At 54.9% G+C, this 12,988-nt stretch carries 16 protein-coding genes and 2 tRNA genes; 10 read left to right on the top strand and 8 right to left on the bottom strand.

What is annotated here, in order from left to right; translation table 11 throughout:
* Window positions 1–459: 459 nt before the first annotated feature.
* Window positions 460–618, top strand: a complete 159-nt coding sequence (locus tag F617_RS29120) for a hypothetical protein (protein ID WP_305879426.1) — start codon at window positions 460–462, stop codon at window positions 616–618.
* A 49-nt stretch (window positions 619–667) separates the two neighbouring features.
* Here the strand turns inward: F617_RS29120 and F617_RS0124915 are convergent, their stop codons facing one another.
* A complete protein-coding gene (locus tag F617_RS0124915; protein ID WP_019567119.1) occupies window positions 668–2,128 on the bottom strand; it encodes a Tad domain-containing protein in 1,461 nt (486 codons plus the stop codon).
* A 795-nt stretch (window positions 2,129–2,923) separates the two neighbouring features.
* Here F617_RS0124915 and F617_RS0124910 point away from each other — a divergent pair.
* The 3 genes from F617_RS0124910 (at window position 2,924) to F617_RS0124900 (ending at window position 4,542) form a co-directional block, all read left to right on the top strand.
* The gene (locus tag F617_RS0124910) at window positions 2,924–3,505 is read left to right on the top strand and encodes a DUF1003 domain-containing protein (RefSeq protein ID WP_019567118.1); all 582 of its coding nucleotides are present in this window, start codon (window positions 2,924–2,926) and stop codon (window positions 3,503–3,505) included.
* Between the two features lie 236 nt (window positions 3,506–3,741).
* On the top strand, window positions 3,742–4,029 hold the full coding sequence (locus F617_RS28485; RefSeq protein ID WP_155846286.1) for a hypothetical protein: 288 nt from the start codon (window positions 3,742–3,744) through the stop codon (window positions 4,027–4,029).
* A gap of 33 nt (window positions 4,030–4,062) precedes the next feature.
* A complete protein-coding gene (locus tag F617_RS0124900) occupies window positions 4,063–4,542 on the top strand; it encodes a pyridoxamine 5'-phosphate oxidase family protein (protein ID WP_236735593.1) in 480 nt (159 codons plus the stop codon).
* Between the two features lie 11 nt (window positions 4,543–4,553).
* Here F617_RS0124900 and F617_RS0124895 read toward each other — a convergent pair whose 3' ends face one another.
* The 3 genes from F617_RS0124895 to F617_RS0124885 form a co-directional block, all read right to left on the bottom strand.
* Window positions 4,554–5,297, bottom strand: a complete 744-nt coding sequence (locus tag F617_RS0124895) for a glycosyltransferase family 25 protein (protein ID WP_019567115.1) — start codon at window positions 5,295–5,297, stop codon at window positions 4,554–4,556.
* 143 nt (window positions 5,298–5,440) lie between these two features.
* Window positions 5,441–6,697, bottom strand: a complete 1,257-nt coding sequence (locus F617_RS0124890; protein ID WP_019567114.1) for a YcbK family protein — start codon at window positions 6,695–6,697, stop codon at window positions 5,441–5,443.
* Window positions 6,698–6,854: 157 nt separating this feature from the next.
* Window positions 6,855–7,295, bottom strand: coding sequence for a VOC family protein (locus F617_RS0124885; RefSeq protein ID WP_003515949.1), 441 nt, complete (start codon window positions 7,293–7,295; stop codon window positions 6,855–6,857).
* 190 nt (window positions 7,296–7,485) lie between these two features.
* On the opposite strand from F617_RS0124885, the gene F617_RS0124880 reads away from it, so the two are divergent.
* Together F617_RS0124880 and F617_RS0124875 are read left to right on the top strand one after the other, a co-directional pair.
* Complete coding sequence (locus F617_RS0124880; protein ID WP_013636345.1) at window positions 7,486–8,064, top strand: cold-shock protein; 579 nt, start codon at window positions 7,486–7,488, stop codon at window positions 8,062–8,064.
* Window positions 8,064–8,549 carry a DUF192 domain-containing protein gene (locus tag F617_RS0124875; protein WP_019567113.1) on the top strand — a complete coding sequence of 162 codons (486 nt, stop codon included), beginning with the start codon at window positions 8,064–8,066 and terminating at the stop codon, window positions 8,547–8,549. Before F617_RS0124880 ends, F617_RS0124875 begins: the two co-directional genes overlap by 1 nt.
* Before the next feature lie 59 nt (window positions 8,550–8,608).
* Here F617_RS0124875 and F617_RS0124870 read toward each other — a convergent pair whose 3' ends face one another.
* On the bottom strand, window positions 8,609–8,857 hold the full coding sequence (locus tag F617_RS0124870; protein ID WP_003515953.1) for a BON domain-containing protein: 249 nt from the start codon (window positions 8,855–8,857) through the stop codon (window positions 8,609–8,611).
* A 211-nt stretch (window positions 8,858–9,068) separates the two neighbouring features.
* Here F617_RS0124870 and F617_RS0124865 point away from each other — a divergent pair, with 211 nt between their 5' ends.
* On the top strand, window positions 9,069–9,338 hold the full coding sequence (locus F617_RS0124865; protein ID WP_003515956.1) for a DUF982 domain-containing protein: 270 nt from the start codon (window positions 9,069–9,071) through the stop codon (window positions 9,336–9,338).
* A 583-nt stretch (window positions 9,339–9,921) separates the two neighbouring features.
* Window positions 9,922–11,064: a ceramide glucosyltransferase gene (locus F617_RS0124855; protein WP_019567111.1), complete on the top strand. Its 1,143-nt coding sequence runs from the start codon at window positions 9,922–9,924 to the stop codon at window positions 11,062–11,064.
* A 54-nt stretch (window positions 11,065–11,118) separates the two neighbouring features.
* Here F617_RS0124855 and F617_RS0124850 read toward each other — a convergent pair.
* Window positions 11,119–11,195 (bottom strand) — tRNA-Pro (locus F617_RS0124850).
* A gap of 265 nt (window positions 11,196–11,460) precedes the next feature.
* On the opposite strand from F617_RS0124850, the gene F617_RS0124840 reads away from it, so the two are divergent.
* Window positions 11,461–11,766, top strand: coding sequence for an ETC complex I subunit (locus tag F617_RS0124840; protein ID WP_003495468.1), 306 nt, complete (start codon window positions 11,461–11,463; stop codon window positions 11,764–11,766).
* Between the two features lie 51 nt (window positions 11,767–11,817).
* Window positions 11,818–11,894 (top strand) — tRNA-Arg (locus tag F617_RS0124835).
* Window positions 11,895–11,901: 7 nt separating this feature from the next.
* Here the strand turns inward: F617_RS0124835 and F617_RS0124830 are convergent.
* The gene (locus F617_RS0124830; protein WP_026331062.1) at window positions 11,902–12,639 is read right to left on the bottom strand and encodes a DUF429 domain-containing protein; all 738 of its coding nucleotides are present in this window, start codon (window positions 12,637–12,639) and stop codon (window positions 11,902–11,904) included.
* Between the two features lie 64 nt (window positions 12,640–12,703).
* Window positions 12,704–12,859 (bottom strand): hypothetical protein, encoded by a 156-nt coding sequence (locus F617_RS27290; RefSeq protein ID WP_003515963.1) that lies wholly within the window; start codon window positions 12,857–12,859, stop codon window positions 12,704–12,706.
* Between the last annotated feature and the right edge of the window lie 129 nt (window positions 12,860–12,988).

Genomic DNA, 12,988 nt, shown 5'->3' with positions numbered 1-12,988 from the left:
AAGATGTAGTTTGAAATTAAGCGGTTTAAAAACATTACATAAAAGCCTGACTTTTAATCAGTAGGTCCAGGGTTCGAATCCCTGCGCTCTCACCATAAAAATCAATCACTTAATATCGAAACCGGCCTAAATTCAGCTAGCATCATCCTGACACATGTCTCGCGCAGTATGAGATGGTGAAATGGACTCGCGTTCTGTTCGCGGTGATAAGGTCCGCGTCTACCGCCGTGCGAACAGCTCCCTATGGTAATGCTCCACCTACCTCGAAGGGGAGCGGCGCGTCAGCACAAAACCGACAGTCTGTCTCTGGCCAAAGAGTTTGCCGAGGACTCGTATCTTGAGCTTCGCGGCAAAAACTGTATCAGCGAGTTGAAGACCGATCAGACTTGTACCCAACGCGACTAAAACAGTTTCTACTGGAGTAGGTAGCTCACCAACGGCCAGTGCAAACCGCGCTATGTGAAGGATCACGAGGCGGGTCTCGACAACAATATCCTACCCTACTTCGGCAAGATGAGCCTCAGTGCCGTAACGGCGGCCAAGGTGCGAAGGGGTTTCGGGCGATGCAGCGCCGGCAGCAAGCGGCGGCCGCCACTCCCCCAGTCAGTAAATCCATAGATCTTTTTCTCAGGTGGATACAAGATAGTGCCATGGACCATAAGTCATCCTATCTCGTTAGAGTAACAGATGAAAGAGATGCCGCTATGTTCGAAAATGCATCTTTCAATTCTTTAGCGTTTTTCGCATCAAAGTAATGCTTCGGCGATGTCGCGCAGCTACGCATCGCATCTTCGCCTATCCGGTCATCAACTAGAAACGACACCGTATACACGTCAATTTTCTTGGATTGAGCATACAAGCATATCGACTGCATGTCGCTATACGTCTTACTCAACTCATCGGCGTTGCTGGTGTCGAGATGTTTTCCAGTCGATTGATCGAGCTTCATCGTATTGGCCCCATCTGTCATGAGCACCAGCACTTTTCGGGGGCGTCTGTTATCGACATCGTAGGCAAGACCCTCCTCGAAGGGTCTCGTTGGCGAGAGGATATTGACCCCCCAAATTAGCCCAGCCGGAATATAGGTCGAAGGCTTATATGCCCCCACCTGTACGACCATGTTGACAATACCCGAACGCACCTCATTAAGCACGGAGGTGAGCGGAATTATCGGATCCAGGCAATTTTTCGTGGGGCTTAAGATCCCCGGATACCGGTCTCTTGGCGAATCGTCTGTCAGGCGTAGTGTCCCTGAAGTTCGAGAACCCACACATCCATGCCAACTATATTTCTCCCCCCCTACACATCGCTCATAAGGCATGACATTTCTCATTTCACATCGATACGGTGTGCAGTCGTACCTTTCAGTGACGCCGTCTACAGTTCTTGAGCAACTCTTATACTCGCCGCGCTCGCATATCCTGGCCGTATTCTTCCATTCACACGAACGCTCAGTAGTGACCTCCTCTGGAACAGAAATCCAACTGCGAAAGCGATTATACAATCCTACATTCACGTAATCGGCGTAAGGGACGAGACCGATCTTGAGGATCCCACCCGGCTCCTTGTTTTTCTCCAATACGCTGACCAATTCCGTTGCAGCCTTCTTGAGCGCTTGTAATTTCTCCCCATTCATCGACCATGTGTTGTCCAGTACCATAGCGACCTCAATGGTCTGTTCCGTGGCCCATTTAGCCTCCGCGGTTATTGAAAATGTCAATTCTTTGATATTGACGAATTTCATAAAGGTTGTCGTAAGAGTACCGCTGGCTGATGCGGATAGGACATTTGGATTTCGAGAGCGGTTGAATTTTACCAGCGAGATCGCACTCGACAAACCTGGCCTTTGGCCCTCAAGAAAATTGATCACAATCTCCTTGAGTTCACTATCTTCGGATCTTCCCGCCACAGCAGCCGCGAGGACAGCCGCGTCTAGTGATCCTTGCGCCTCGGTCTTTGCAGCTAACAATCTCGACAAATCTAAAGCACAACCAGCCGCAATAATAATGCAGGGCAATAAAATGGCGCTCAGTACAGCAAATGTTCCTTTTTCATTTTGCTTGTAAGATTTCGATTGTTTTAGAATATATTTAAATGAATTGCGAAACGCCAGATGTATAGCGCGCATGGGTATTGTCCTCAAGAAATGCGTCATAATAGGGACAAGTTGATAGGAATCGGTACCTTGCAACCGGCGTTGATCGAGCCGATCAAACATTGGTAATCGGCACGCTCACCAACCTGTCGGTAACTTGCTGACCGCGCGCTGCGTCATCAGGACTGAGCGATTGAGAGGTAGAGATCAGCGCGAGCGATCTGCAAAGCCGATTCAGAGTTTCGACGATCAGCCTCCGAACTGGCGTGACTGGAATGAAGTTCTCGGGTTCGCAGCCACAGTGCCAATTAGGACACCCCATTTGAAGAGGTCCGCCAAAGCGGAATCACCGCCTGGATCAACCGCGGCAAAGAAACAAAAAAGGACGGAATTTCCATTGAAAATGATTCACATATATACGATTAAACGGTTACTCTCCGATTATACATCAAGATGAGGAATATCAATATTCCAAAAGCCCCGTCAGCGCACAATGTTTACCTAATTACTTTTCGAAAAACTATATTTTTTATCACTAAAACTATATGTATACTTAAAATACAATTAAAAGCTGCATTAACCCAATTACCAGCAGGAACCTGCGTATCAGCGTTGCGTCCCGACAGATCTCGTCCCTGAAACTGCCTCCCAGAAGAACGCAAATCGCCGCCCTCCCCGACACGCCGTCCCCTGGCTCGCGAACCGGCCGATAAGGCCGCTCAATGCAAAGCATGGTACGATGGCGTGTGCTAATACCTGATCCGTGTAGGGGCGGCCTTCGGTCCGGAGTCGGTTGTCGGATTGGCGCGAGCCAAGGGAGAAAGAACAATGGCAACCCATATCGAAGACGACAGTGACATCCTCATACCTCAGGACCTGGCGCAGGGAGCGAGCCGTTATCTGGGGAAACCGCTTGAGCTGCTGCCAGACAGGGAAAAAGCAATATTTCGTCGTCTTGCAGCAAGGCGCACCATCTCGACTGACGCGAATGCGGTTTTCGACGAGAGACTGACGCCCGGCCAGCGGCTTGCGGATGCGGTTGCCAAATTCGGTGGTTCCTGGACCTTTATCCTTATATTTGCGGCTTTGCTTGCGATATGGCTGAGCGCAAACATTATCGCGACTTCGAACGCCTTCGATCCCTACCCGTTCATTTTCCTCAATCTCATCTTATCCATGCTCGCAGCGGTTCAGGCGCCGGTGATCATGATGAGCCAGAACCGCCATGCGGCCAAGGATCGGATCGACGCCGCACATGACTACGAGGTCAATCTGAAGGCAGAGATCGAAATCATGGCGCTGCACGATAAGTTCGATCGGATGCGCTCTATCGAGCTGAAAGCTCTCGTCGATAAACAGCAGCAGCAGATCGACCTTTTGACAAAACTCGTGCTGAAACAAACAGGCTAGAAAATTTACGTCAGAATACGGAAAATCGCGCCCGCGCGCCGATTCCATGTGCAACGGAACGCGCTTTGTGTGCCGGTCGTACAGTAGCAGCTGCAGCACTTCATGGATGGTTTCCAGACAAGCTATATGCTTGCGCATCCCTCATATAGAGCGCAGAATAAATCAATGGCAGCATTTGAAGCGGGCGCTGTTGTGTAAAGGTGCATCTGCCTTGGCCCCAACCAAAGGAGGATGAAATGTCTTCCATCAATCGAAAACGAAATGTCGATCCAGATCGTGCGCCACTGCTCGTCAAGGCGATCGACAGGCTTGAAAAAGGTGCTGCAACGTTATGCGGTTCGTCGAAATTCGACGCGTGCAGGCCAGTTCTGATCGCCGCCATTCGACGTGGTTCCGGCAGGCGTAAACCAATCCCGGCTGCGTCGGCTCCTCACCATAAGAACCGGGACATATTTCAGTCTACCCAAAAATCCGGAAGCCCGGCTGTCGAGAGATGGGAAAATGAAGGCGGCGCGATCAGATGATCGTTGTCACCTGCCCAGAACGGAGTGATCATCATGGCGTCAAGTGTCCATCTAGAAGAAATGACATCGGCGGAATGCATCGCATTCCTTTCCCGGATGAGCTTCGGGCATCTTGCCTGTATCGATCATGACAGGCCCTATGTGGTGCCGATCCATTTCGTGTTTCACGAGGGTGGAGTCTACAGCTTCTCGATGATGGGAGCCAAGATAGAGAATATGCGCCTGAACCCTCATGTTTGCCTTCAGGTTGATGAGGTCAAAAACACCAGCACATGGACAAGCGTAATTCTCCATGGCCTCTATCAGGAGCTTGAAGATAACGAGCAATGGCAAAGCGAGCGGATCTACGCCTGGTCTCTGATCCAGAAACACCCGAACTGGTGGGAGCCGGGAGGCTCAACGATCCATCCGCACGAAAATGGAACGGACTCCACCAAGCCGATTTTCTTCAGCATCCAAAAAGAAAGCCTCACGGGCCGCAAAGCGGTCCAGAGGGAAGATTTCGTGCGTTAAGCGGCCTCCCTCTACAGATAGGCGTACACATACCGCGCAATATTGTCATAAAAACTGGAGAGATAGGCTGGCACCCGGTTCAACCGGGCAAATTTGCTGCCGCGATATTCCGCGCGCGTGCCGACCAGCGTGTCCGGATCGCCGAAAGGCAGAAAATCCTTTTCGGTGACGTAGACATGCGTGCCGTAACCCCAGCCGCATTCCAGCGCCCGGTCGAAAGGCAGCGTCATCACCCTTGCCGCTTTCAGAAACTCCTCCGCTCCACCGCGTGAGATGATATAGCAGGCCGACGATCCCTGTGGCCCGTATATGCAGCGCCCCAGCTTGTCTCCGAGAGCGCTGGTCTTCCTGGCTCTGAAACCTCTGTGGCGGTGATTGGTCAGCTTTACGATGGAATTCTCAGGCATGATCGCGATCATTGCCTTGACCCGATCGGAGAAGTCAGGCGTGAAGGCAACATCATCCTCAACGATCACGGCAACCGGCGCATCCGTGGCGAGGAAAATCTCCAGTGCCTTGATATGGCTGGCATAACAGCCATACTCCCCAGGCAAGGCATGACGGCCGTTGCGAAGCTCAAAGCCGCACCTGTTAAAATCCGTCCATTCGGCAGCGGGAATGGTCTTACCGTCAACACCTTCCACCGGGCGCAAATCCAGCCCAAGACCTGATGCTCCGTTCAGCATCTTTTCAAGACGGGCGCGCGCTCTGGCGATGGAGATGATGTAAACGGGAAAAGCGGATATCGGCAGCATTCGGAAAGCACCATGCGCATAGGGTCGGGAAACCGTCTCCTACAGCATGTGGCGCACCCTGTCTGCATGCCGTGATTTCCACGCCGGCAAAATTTCGGGCGAGCAACGCGCAAGCTTTGATGGTTCGAGAATGCGGCGCGAGATTATTTACGCGGGGCGGTGCGGCGGCAGCGCCAGTTCCAGTCTCTGGCTTCGCCCGTATCCATGTGAACCGATTCGGTGTGGCAATAGGTGCCTACACCACCACGCTGCGGCATCGAGCGCAGATAGGACGCAAGCTCCCATTTGGAAACACCCTTGATCTGGATGTCGGCTGCATCGCAGGTGTAGTGCTTGGAACCCTGCCTTATGCCCTTTGGCGGGCGATAACCCGAGGTGACGATGGCCGGGCTGTTGTAGTGGCGCTCGACATCCTTGATCATGCGCACCAGTTCCGGCTTGAAACAACCGACTTCAACATGATCGGTCTGCAGGAAAAGCCCGTTCGGAGAAACTCGGGTGAGGCCGGAAAGCGAGGCAAGCTTCATCAGGCCGGCCGGCTGGTCATCCTCGTCTTCAAGATGCGCATCGTCGAATTCGTCAGACATCGCCGAACGGCCGGAAAGCGCTATACCCATCGTCCTGTCCGACCCGCCGGAGAGCGCCGCAACCTGCGTATTCTCCGCCGTACCGTTTTCGATCATTTTCGGAAGGCGCTTCTTGGCCGCACCGGCGAAAAAAGCTGCCAGCGGCACGACTGTGCCCTCACTTTCCTGCCCCTCGCCTGCCCGTTTCCCGGCTCCAGAAGACTGCGCTGAAGCAACTGCGAGCTGTTCCGACGCATTTTGCGGCGTTGGTACGGGAACCGCCTGACGGTTTTCGCTGTGCTGTTCTGCCGGTACCGGCACGGCAGTCGGCACTTGTCCCGTTGCTGATACCGGTTGCGGCTGTGTCGCCTGCACTGGTGCCGAGTAGACACTGCTGACGGCGGGCGCGATACCCTGGGAAGGTGCACCCGCTGCGGCTGTAGCCCCCGCCGCAACGGCAGGTCTGCTTGAATATATGCTTGATGTACCCGCGGAAATCGCCGTCGGCTGCGTCGTCAGGCCGCCGATATCGGCGGCGGCACCGTAACCCTGTGCGGGGCCACCGGGCGCCTGCGGCTGGGCCGCAACGGCCCCGCCGGTTGCGGAGGCCACGGCGGGATCCACGTAATGCCCCTGCTGCTGTTTGGCGGCCGGATTATGAACCGCCGATGCCGCCTGCGCCTTCTGCTCGGCGGAAATCGCCGGCTTTTTGCTATTGGCAGCCATGTCGTCATCCGTCACCGCTGAAACGCATCCGGCAAGCCCGAGCAACGAAACCGCGACAACAAGACGCTGACAGGCAACGCGTCCTTTCGCGCTATCGACAGCTTTCATGGGTGGCCTCCGTATCTTGCATTTACAACAGCAGCACGGGAACGGAATCGTCTGCTTTTTCAAAACAGGACATGCCGTTTCGATTCGCGGACTATGCCTCAACCCATCCGGACAAGGCAAGAGTGACCGAAATCGTCGCTTCTGGTCGGGAAAACCCCTACCAGGAACCCGTATTCTGCATAGATATCCACGGTTCGGCTGGCGCGAGGCTTTCGCCCTTCTGCAAGATTTCGAAAGAAATACCGTCGGGCGAACGAACGAAGGCCATGTGACCGTCACGCGGCGGCCGGTTGATCACGACGCCATTTTGCTGAAGGTGGGCACAGAAGTCGTAAATATTGTCGACCTCATAGGCCAGGTGCCCGAAATTGCGGCCGCCGGTGTAATCTTCGGTGTCCCAATTGTAGGTGAGTTCAAGGGAAGGCGCCTTTTTTTCCCGCGCCGCAGAGATATCGTCGCGCGCTGCAAGAAAAACCAGAGTGAAACGGCCTTTTTCGTTTTCGATCCGGCGTATTTCCTCGAGACCCATCAGGTCGCAATAGAATTTCATTGATTCGCCAAGGTCTTTGACGCGAACCATCGTGTGCAGATACCGCATTTTCTTCCTCTCCAATACGCTTTTCCGGGCCATAAACGCATGATCGCAAGCCCCGGACAAGGACGGCGACATAAAAGCAGCTACGCAAATCAAAAACTAGGGCTTGCGTGGAACCGTTACCAAGATGTTAATCTGGTACACAGGAATCAGTTGACCGGTGTGTGGCGCGTAATCGAGGGGTTGGCAGGATATGGCTGATAGGATGTCATCGAAAACGATAGTCGATGTCGAGGACCTTTCGGCCGATGCCGTGGACCTGACCGAAATCACCGGCGCGGTGAAATGGTTCGACGTTGCCAAGGGTTTCGGCTTTATCGTGCCTGACAATGGCATGCAGGACGTGCTGCTGCATGTCTCCTGCCTGCGTCGCGATGGGTATCAGACCATTCTCGAGGGTACGCGCATCGTTGCCCTCATCCAGCGGCGTGACCGCGGCTTTCAGGCCTTCCGCATCCTGTCGATGGATCAGTCCACCGCCGTTCACCCGTCGCAGCTTCCGCCGGTTCGCACCCATGTGCAGGTCACGCCGTCAAGCGGGCTTGAGCGTGCAATCGTCAAGTGGTTCAACCGCACCAAGGGTTTCGGCTTCTTGACGCGCGGCGAAGGCACTGAAGATATTTTCGTGCATATGGAGACGCTGCGCCGTTTCGGCCTCACGGAACTGCGTCCGGGCCAGGTGGTGCTGGTGCGCTTCGGCGATGGCGACAAGGGTTTGATGGCGGCGGAAATCCACCCCGACAACCCGGCCCCGATCGGGATGTCGCACTGATGGCCGCTGTGTTTCGCAACTTGATGAAGAGCGCCGTTCTGGCGCTTCTTTTTTTCACGCTCTCAAGCGCAGCACAGGCTCAACAACAGCAGACGTTTCAATCCGAACCGCTGACGATAGAGACCGCCTCCGGAGAAACCCACGAATTTGTTGCGGAACTGGCGCTGGACAACGCCCAGCGCGAACAGGGCCTTATGTTTCGCAAGTCAATGCCGCTTGGAAGCGGTATGCTGTTCGATTTCGGCAAGGAGCGGGACGTGGCCATGTGGATGAGGAATACTCTCATTCCGCTCGACATGCTGTTTATCGCCCGGGACGGGCGTATAACCCATATCCACGAGAACGCCGTGCCACATTCGGAAGCGATCATAAGCTCCCGTGGGTCGGTCAAATTCGTGCTTGAACTGAATGGCGGCACTGCCAAACGCTACGGCATCAAACCAGGCGATGTGGTTCGCAGTGCACAAATCGGCAACCGGAAATGACATTGCCGCGTTACTGCGTCTGAAAAGGCCGGACGACGTTTCGCCCGGCCGGCAAGATCTCAGTAGACCGGCTCGATATGGCTCAAAATCCGGCAATTGGAAATGGATGCGGCAAGATTGATGGCAATGTCGATTGCCTCGACCGAATCCGCCGTCCCTTCAAGATAGATCACGTCATTTTCGACGGTTGCGGAAATCCGCGACTTCTCGAGACCGTTTTCGAAAGCCAATGCAGAGGTGATGGCCTCGCATACACCCGCCATGCGGTCTCCAAAGAAGCTTTCCTGAATGCCTGACAAATTGAACATGTGCGTTCTCCTTCTTGGCTATTACAACGCCCGAATCACGGTTTTGTTCATCTCCGGTTCATCAATTCGTTCATCTTCCATTCATCTTGGCAAATTGGAACCCCCTGCCCGATCACATTTTAGGTGATCGGGAACCATTTCGTGAGGTGAGCATTTCGCGCATGGGAGTGAAATCTGCCGTCAAGGCGCATGAAACAGGGAGGAGAATGACATGCTGATTAACAAAACGGAGCCGTGTCACCACGCCTCGTGGATGAAGCCGGTGGCGATCCACCTGCCGCTATCCGCAGCGGTGGAAATCTACAGCCCTCTGGTGGCGCTGGACATGCTGATGTACCGCTGGCCGGATGAACACGGACCGGAATATGAGGACGCACGCAGAAACTGTCTCGATGCTATCGCTGGAAAATGCGACATCGAAAAAGCGCGGGAATCGTTTCTGGTCGCAAGCAGCCACGCGCATATTCTGAACATCCACTAGGTCGTCACGCGGAAGGCTTTGTGAATATTATCGACTAAATATCAATCACTTAAGGTGATGACAACCGGATGGGCGGCAAGTCGATCTGCCGTCATCAACATGGCTCCGGGGGTCAAAACAACGGGCAATCCACCTGCGTGGATCGCTCGTTTGATTGAAGCCTGAGCTTCGTCCTATTCAAATGGCCGGGCGCACAGGGATCGGGAGGTTGCTGTGAGATACACCGTCTCAATTTTCCTCATGCACCGGCAGTGAATACTCGGATAGATTTTGTTCTTACAATCGGTGTTTCGACGTGACTATTCCTGATAGCGCGACACGCCCGCTTCGTCGTTATGGCATTCAACCAGGCAAACAACCGTCTCCCCTAGCGAACAGGTAGCCTGCAAAAACCGTTCACGCGTTCTCGGTAACAAACGCGGCATCGACCCGTGCGCCAGAGGCGCATGAACGACCGAAGTCGGATCCTGCCTGCGGAACATGACATGTAACTGTCATGCAAACGTTATAATCCGCAATGACGAATTCCATGGAATCGGTTGGCGGGTAAACCGCTGAAAGCTTGGGAGTGGAACTGGCCAGCATGGAAACTGTTTTTGCCCTTTGCGCAATTCTGCTCCTCGCCTTCAATCTTCTCGGCGTCGTTCTGGCAGGCTGGCGGCTGAAAAGACGCGATACGGACAACGCACTTGTACGACAGAAGCCGCCGGTATCGCTGGTGGTGCCGCTGCGCGGCATCGAAACTTTCACACCGCTGACGCTGTCGCGCGCCTTCCAGCTCAACTGGCCGGACTATGAGCTGCTGTTCTGTGTCGCCGACGAGTTCGATCCTGTGATCGAGGAAGTGCGCAAGGCAAGCGCGGCCTTCCCCGCAGTTTCAGCGCAATTGCTCATCGGCGATGATCGCATCAGCGCCAATCCCAAACTGAACAATTGCGTCAAGGGCTGGCGTGCTGCCCGACACGAATGGGTCATTCTGGCCGATTCCAATGTTTTGATGCCGCAATCCTATATCGAAACCATGATGTCGGCCTGGCGGCCGGATAGCGGACTGGTCTGCTCGCCACCGCTCGGCTCCCGGCCGGATGGCTTCTGGGCGCACGTGGAATGCGCCTTCCTCAACGGCTCGCAAGGCCGCTGGCAATATGCGGCGGAAGCCATCGGCATGGGCTTCGCGCAGGGCAAATCGATGTTGTGGAACAAGCCGTTCCTGGAAGAGCGCGGCGGCATCCGCGCGCTCGCCGCCGAAATCGCCGAAGATGCCGCTTCCACGAAGCTGGTCAGAAATGCCGGTCGCAAGGTACATCTGGTGTCGGCCCCATTCGAGCAGCCGCTCGGACAGCGCCATGCCGGTGAGATCTGGTCGCGGCAGACCCGCTGGGCGCGGCTGCGGCGCGTCACCTTCCCGCAATATTTCGCCCCGGAAATCCTCACCGGCGCGCTTCCCCCGCTCCTCTTCGCACTCGCTGCCGCCGTTGCCGCGGATGCGAACCTTGCCGTCACCGCGATTGCCGTACTCGCCATCATGTACGGCCCGGAACTGGCGCTCACAGCTCTCAACCGGTGGCCGGTATCACTCTATACCCTTCCGGCAATGGTCGCGCGGGATGTCATCATGCCATTCGTCTGGGTACGCAGCTGGATCGGCAGCGCGGTTGCATGGCGCGGCAATGTCATGACGATCGGCACGGCCGAAAGCACATTGGCCGGACCTTCAGCGGACTGAACGGAAGCTATTATTTAAAGGGGTTACACCTACAAGCGAATGTTTCGCTTTAAATGGTCGGAGTGGAGAGATTCGAACTCCCGACCCTCTGGTCCCAAACCAGATGCGCTACCAGACTGCGCTACACTCCGCCGAGGCGATGGCTGGGGAATACACGGTTCACCCGCAGTCCGCAACAGGGAAATTCATCTTTGTTGAGCCCATTGCCTCGATTATTGAAAACTCATGCAACGCGATGGGACCGTGAAGAGGCCGCAAGGGATAATCGTCTTGACTCTCACATGGAGTCGGTCCATTTCAAATTCAGCGTTCCTGACACGATTTGGTTATTCTATTCAGGTACGTGAATAGTAATCCGGGGCGTATGCCCCACCGCCCAACCGGAGCAGTTTCGACATGTCTGCGAAGATTTACCGCCCTGCAAAGACCGCCATGCAATCCGGCAAGGCGAAAACCAATGTCTGGGTTCTGGAATTCGACGCTGAGGTCCCGCGCAAGATCGATCCGATCATGGGATACACCTCGACATCCGACATGAAGCAGCAGGTAAAGCTGACATTCGAGACGCAGGAACAGGCAGAAGCCTATGCGCAGCGCAAGGGCATCGAATACCGCGTCATCCAGCCGAAGGAAGCAACCCGCAAGGTTGTATCCTACACGGATAATTTCCGCTTCAACCGCACCCAGCCCTGGACGCATTGAAGAAGACGCACTGAACGATTTTCAGCCGGAGCAATAATAGTCCGGCACGACGGCCCCTTAGCTCAGCTGGATAGAGCGTCGACCTTCTAAGTCGAATGTCGCAGGTTCGAATCCTGCAGGGGTCGCCATCTTCATCTAAACTGCCGCTTTCGGAATCCAGATCGCGGAAATGTCGTCGCCATACGGCACTGCCTCACTCTCCAAAGCGCAAATCCCGACCCAGGCGCACACGACGGCATCCATCTTGTCCTCAAAAGCCTTCATCTCCCATCCCTTTGCGTTCGTCGCGGGAATGATGAGTGCATCGGCAACCCCACCTATCCGTCGATCCAGATGTGCGATGATGAAAGACCAGACCTCGAGGAGTTTGGCGCGACGGTCTGCGGACGTATCCGACCGCCAGTAGCTGCCGACTTTTCCCTGCTTATACGGAAGCCGTTTCGCGGCGTTGGTCAGTTCAACGAGCGCAGGGTGCGGGTAGACTTCGAGCAGACCGGGACTGCTGATTTCCCTGGTTAATAACGGATATCCCGCAAGTTCAAACCCCATTTTAAGATCATCACTGACCTTACCGGGCCTGATTGCATTTGGGGTGTGGGTGCCGCATTGCCGGGAACCATAGGCGGAAGACACCAGATTGTCAGAAGCACGGCGGGCAGTAATCGGTTGATGCGAGAGCGGCATATCAATCGTAACGAGATCGATCTTGCATCCCGCAAGGGCTTCTGCGGCCGCCAGAAGCGCCGATGCTTCGGCAACTGATCCCCTGGGGCGATCAGCGAAAACCGGAATATCGGTTCCACAGGCAAGGAAGCCTACGTAGGAAGATGCGGCGGCACGCAGCGTCCAGCCTGTTCCATCGTTGATGACCAAGGCGACCCCGCTCGGCTGGGTAACAGTCCATGCGGCGTCTATACCCAATACGGCTTTCAGAGCGTCACCCCTGCCCGAACAGCGTAAAATACCCCCAGGCGGCGGCAAAAAAAGCGATGATGGCGGCGATCGTCAGGGCTTTTTTCGATTTTGGCCCAAGCGGCTGGCGCGGCTTTTTCGGGGGCGCCGGTTTGCGGAACTTCACCACATTGTCGTTCATTATATCATCGTCCTGCATGTCGCTGCTGAAACCGGCGCCACATCAATGACATCGGCCTTTTCGGATTTATCTCTAGCAGACCAGAGCTATCATAAATATTACCAAGTTTTCACTTCCCCCTTTGGGCAA

The organism is Agrobacterium sp. 10MFCol1.1 (assembly GCF_000381165.1).
Classification (GTDB): Bacteria; Pseudomonadota; Alphaproteobacteria; order Rhizobiales; family Rhizobiaceae; genus Agrobacterium; species Agrobacterium tumefaciens.
This window is presented reverse-complemented; position numbering and strand designations above follow the sequence as displayed.